Origin of the sequence: Micromonospora sp. NPDC049374 (assembly GCF_040677165.1) — a bacterium.
GTDB lineage: Bacteria > Actinomycetota > Actinomycetes > Mycobacteriales > Micromonosporaceae > Micromonospora.
Genome location: NZ_JBFAQH010000038.1, coordinates 1 through 4412, shown reverse-complemented (window position 1 = coordinate 4412; position 4412 = coordinate 1). Strand labels below are relative to the sequence as shown.

Sequence of the window (4412 nt, the reverse complement as noted above, 5' to 3'; positions counted from 1 at the left end):
CAGGCGCGCCTGGGCAGTCGCCGTGACCACCGCCAACACCCGCACGAACCACCCGACGAACCGCTGGGCCGTCGACTCGTCAAACAGATCCGCCGACGCGACCACCGTGCCGTTGAGCCCGGCGGGCCGGCCCTGCGCGTCGAACGCCTCGACCGCCGAAACCTCCAGGTCGAATCGCGCCGTTGCCTGTCCCGCCGGGCCCGGCTGATGTCCGGTGTCGGCGTGCGAGAGGCTGACTGTGCCGCGCTCGATGTTCTGCAGGGTCAGCATCACCTGGAACAGCGGATGGCGGGCCATCGAGCGGGCCGGGGCCAACTCCTCGACCAGCCGCTCGAACGGCACGTCCTGATGCTCGAGGGCGTCAAGGCTGCTCCGCCGCACCCGGCCCAGCACCTCGGCGAAGGTCGGGTCACCCGACAGGTCCGTACGCAGCACCAAAGTGTTGACGAAGAACCCCACCAGATCGTCCAACGCCTCGTCATTACGCCCCGCCACCGGAAAACCGATCGGGATGTCCGTGCCCGCACCCAACCGCGACAACAGCACCGCCATCGCCGCCTGGAGCACCATGAACGGCGTCACGCCCTCGGCCCGCGCCAGGTCCACGAGCCGCTGATGCACCTCGGCCGGCACCTGCAACGGCACCTGGTGGCCGCGATGCGTGGCCACGGCCGGACGCGACCGGTCCACCGGCAGGGTCAGCTCCTCCGGCGCCCCGGCCAGCGTCTTCCGCCAGTGCGCAACCTGCTTCGACAGCAGGCCCTGCGGGTCCGACTCGGAGCCGAGAAGTTCACGCTGCCACACCGCGTAGTCCGCGTACTGCACCGGCAGCGGCGCCCACACCGGTGCCTCGCCGCGCAGCCGTGCCTCGTACGCAGCAGAGAGGTCCCGGCCCAACGGCGCCGTCGACCAGCCGTCGCCGGAGATGTGGTGGATCACCAGCACGAGAGCGGAAGGCTCGTCGGTGCCGGGCCGGAACAGCCACGCCCGGATCGGTATCTCGGTGGCCAGGTCGAAGGCGTACCGGGTTGCCTCGGTGACCGCCTGGTCCAGCTCGGCGGCCGGCACGTCGTAGACGTGGAGGACCGGTTCCACCTGGTCGATGTCGACAATGCGTTGGTACGGCTGACCGTCGGCCACCGGGAAGAGCGTCCGCAGGGACTCGTGGCGGCCGATCACGTCCCGCAGTGCGGCGTCCAGCGCGGCCACGTCGAGCCCGGCGCCGAGCCGGATCACGGCCGGAATGTTGTAGAGCGGGCTCGGCCCGGCGAGCTGGCCGAGGAACCACAGCCGCTGCTGCGCGAAGGACAGCACCGGCCGCGCGGGCCGCTCGACGGCCCGCATCGGCGGTCGTGCCGGGCCGGTGTGACCGGCGTTCAGCCACGCCGAGATGCCGGCCACCGTGGGCGTCTCGAACAGCACTCGCAGCGGCAGTTCGACGCCGAGCACCGCACGCACCCGCGACGTGAGCCGCACCGCCAGCAGGGAGTGCCCGCCCAACCTGAAGAAGTCGTCGTCGATGCCCACCCGGTCGAGGCCGAGCACCTCCGCGACCACCCCGCACAGGATCTCGTCCCGCACGGTGGCCGGGCCCCGGCCGGATCCCGCGGTGTAGTCCGGCGCCGGGAGCGCGCGCCGGTCCAGCTTGTCGTTGGCGGTCAGCGGCAACCGGTCGAGGATCACCACGGCGGACGGCACCATGTATTCGGGCAGCCGCTGCGCGGCCAGCTCGAGCAGACCTTCCGGGGCGGCGTCGGCGGCCGGTACGACGTACGCCACCAATCGCCGGTCGCCCGGGGTGTCCTCGCGCACGACCACCGTGACCTGACCCACCAGCGGATCGGTCTGCAGGACCGCCTCGATCTCGCCGGGCTCGATCCGGAAGCCGCGGATCTTGACCTGCTGGTCCGCGCGACCCACGAACACCAGCTGCCCGTCCGAGGTCCACTTCACCAGGTCGCCGGTGCGGTACATCCGCCCCGGTCCGAACGGGCACGCCACGAAGCGCGACGCGGTCAGGCCCGGCCGGCCGACATAGCCGCGTGCCAACGCCGATCCCGCGATGTACAGCTCGCCGACCACGCCCGGCGGCACCGGGGAGAGGGCGTCGTCCAGCACGTACAGGCGCGTGTTCGCGATCGGGCCGCCGATCGGCAGCGGACCCGGTCGGCCGTCCACCTCGTGCGTGACGACGATGACCGTGGTCTCCGTCGGGCCGTAGGCGTGGACCATGCGGCGGCCCGGCGACCAGGCACGGGCCACCGCCTCGCTCACCGCTTCCGAGCCGACCACCAAGGCCTGCACCGGGGCCAGATCCTCGGGTTCCAATACCTCGAGCAGCGACGGCACGACGCTCGCGGCCTTGAGCCCGGTCAGCGACCGCAGCAATTTCGGCTGTTGGCGCTGCTCGGTGCCGGCGATCACCAGGGTTGCGCCGTGCGACAGCGCCACCGCCACGTCCAGCACCGAGGCGTCGAAGCTGAACGACGCGAACTGCAGCATCTCCACGCCGGGTGCGGCGCCGAGCATCGGCCCGAAGACCGACACCAGGTTCGTCAACGAGCCGTGCGAGACCGCGACGCCCTTCGGGGTACCGGTCGAACCCGACGTGTAGATCACGTACGCCAACGAGGACGGAACCGGGGCCACCAATCCCGAAGCAACGTCCGGCTGCTCCACGGCCACGTCATCAAGTACCACCGTCACGCCGGCGTCGGCCAGCATGAACTCGACCCGCTCCGCCGGAAGCTGCGCATCGATCGGCAGATAGGCAGCGCCCGCTTTCCACACCGCCACAATCGCCGTGATCATCTGCGCGCCCCGCGGGAGCCGCAGCCCGACCACTGACTCCGGACCCGTCCCGAGATCGATCAGGCGCTGCGCCAGTCGGCTCGCCGCCGCGTCCAGCTCGCGGTAGGAGACCTCGACCCCATCGGCGACCACCGCGACCGCATCCGGCGACGCCGCGACCTGCTGGTCGAAAAGCTCGACCACGGTGGCGTCAGTGGTCTCCGCGGCGGTGTCGTTCCACCCGTTCAGCACCTGCTCGCGCTGGTCGGCGTCCAGCAGATCGATCGCGTGCAACGGCGCCTGTGCGGCGGACGACACGGTGGTCAGCACCCGCACGAACCAGCTGGCGATCTGCTGAACGGTCTCCTCGTCGAACAGATCTGTCGACGCCGTGACCGCGCCGCTCAGCCCGGCGGGCCGGCCCTGCGCGTCGAACGCCTCGACCGCCGAAACCTCCAGGTCGAACCGCGACATGACCGCCGCATCGGCGAGCACCGGCCCACCGTCGACCACCGGAAGGCCCGCAATGCCGCGCTCGATGTTCTGCAGGGTCAGCATCACCTGGAACAGCGGATGGCGGGCCATCGAGCGGGCCGGGGCCAACTCCTCGACCAGTCGCTCGAACGGCACGTCCTGATGCTCGAGGGCGTCCAGGCTGCTCTGCCGCACCCGGCCCAGCACCTCGGCGAAGGTCGGGTCACCCGACAGGTCCGTACGCAGCACCAAAGTGTTGACGAAGAACCCCACCAGATCGTCCAACGCCTCGTCATTACGCCCCGCCACCGGAAAACCGATCGGGATGTCCGTGCCCGCACCCAACCGCGACAACAGCACGGCGAACGCGCCCTGCAGCACCATGAACGGCGTCACGCCCTCGGCCCGCGCCAGGTCCACGAGCCGCTGATGCACGTCGGCCGGCACCCGCAACGGCACCCGATGTCCCTGACGGCTGGCCACCGCCGGACGTGACCGGTCCACCGGCAGGGTCAGTTCCTCCGGCGCCCCGGCCAACGCGTTCCGCCAGTAGGCGACCTGGGTCGACAGCAGGCTCTGCGGGTCCGACTCGGAGCCGAGAAGTTCACGCTGCCACACCGCGTAGTCCGCGTACTGCACCGGCAGCGGCGCCCACACCGGTGCCTCGCCGCGCAGCCGTGCCTCGTACGCCGCCGCCAGATCTCGGCTGAGCGGCGCGGTCGACCAGCCGTCACTCGCGGTGTGGTGCACGACCAGCACGAGAGCCGACTCGGCGCCGGTCTGGAACAGCCACGCCCGGATCGGCACCTCGACCGCGAGGTCGAACGGGTACCGCGCCGCCTCCACGACCGCCTGCTCCAGCTCGTCCGCGGGCATCGACTCGACCCGTAGGACCGAGCCCACCGCGTCAACGTCCAGGATCTCCTGGTACGGCTGCCCGTCCGCGACCGCCAGCAGAGTCCGCAGTGACTCGTGCCGGCCGAGCACCTCGAGCAACGCCGCATCCAGCGCGTCGACGTCCAGGCTGCCGTCCAGCCGCACCACGAACGGCAGGTTGTAGAGCGGGCTGGGTCCGTCGAGTTGGCTCAGGAACCAGAGTCGTTGCTGCGCAAAGGACAAAGGCGTCCGCGCCGTACGCTCTGCCGCCC

At 71.1% G+C, this 4412-nt stretch carries 1 protein-coding gene; it reads right to left on the bottom strand.

Annotated features, from left to right (window positions below):
• The coding region (locus AB0J93_RS30040; protein WP_363925723.1) for an amino acid adenylation domain-containing protein at positions 1-4383 on the bottom strand (4383 nt) is incomplete at its 3' end.
• Positions 4384-4412 lie beyond the last annotated feature (29 nt).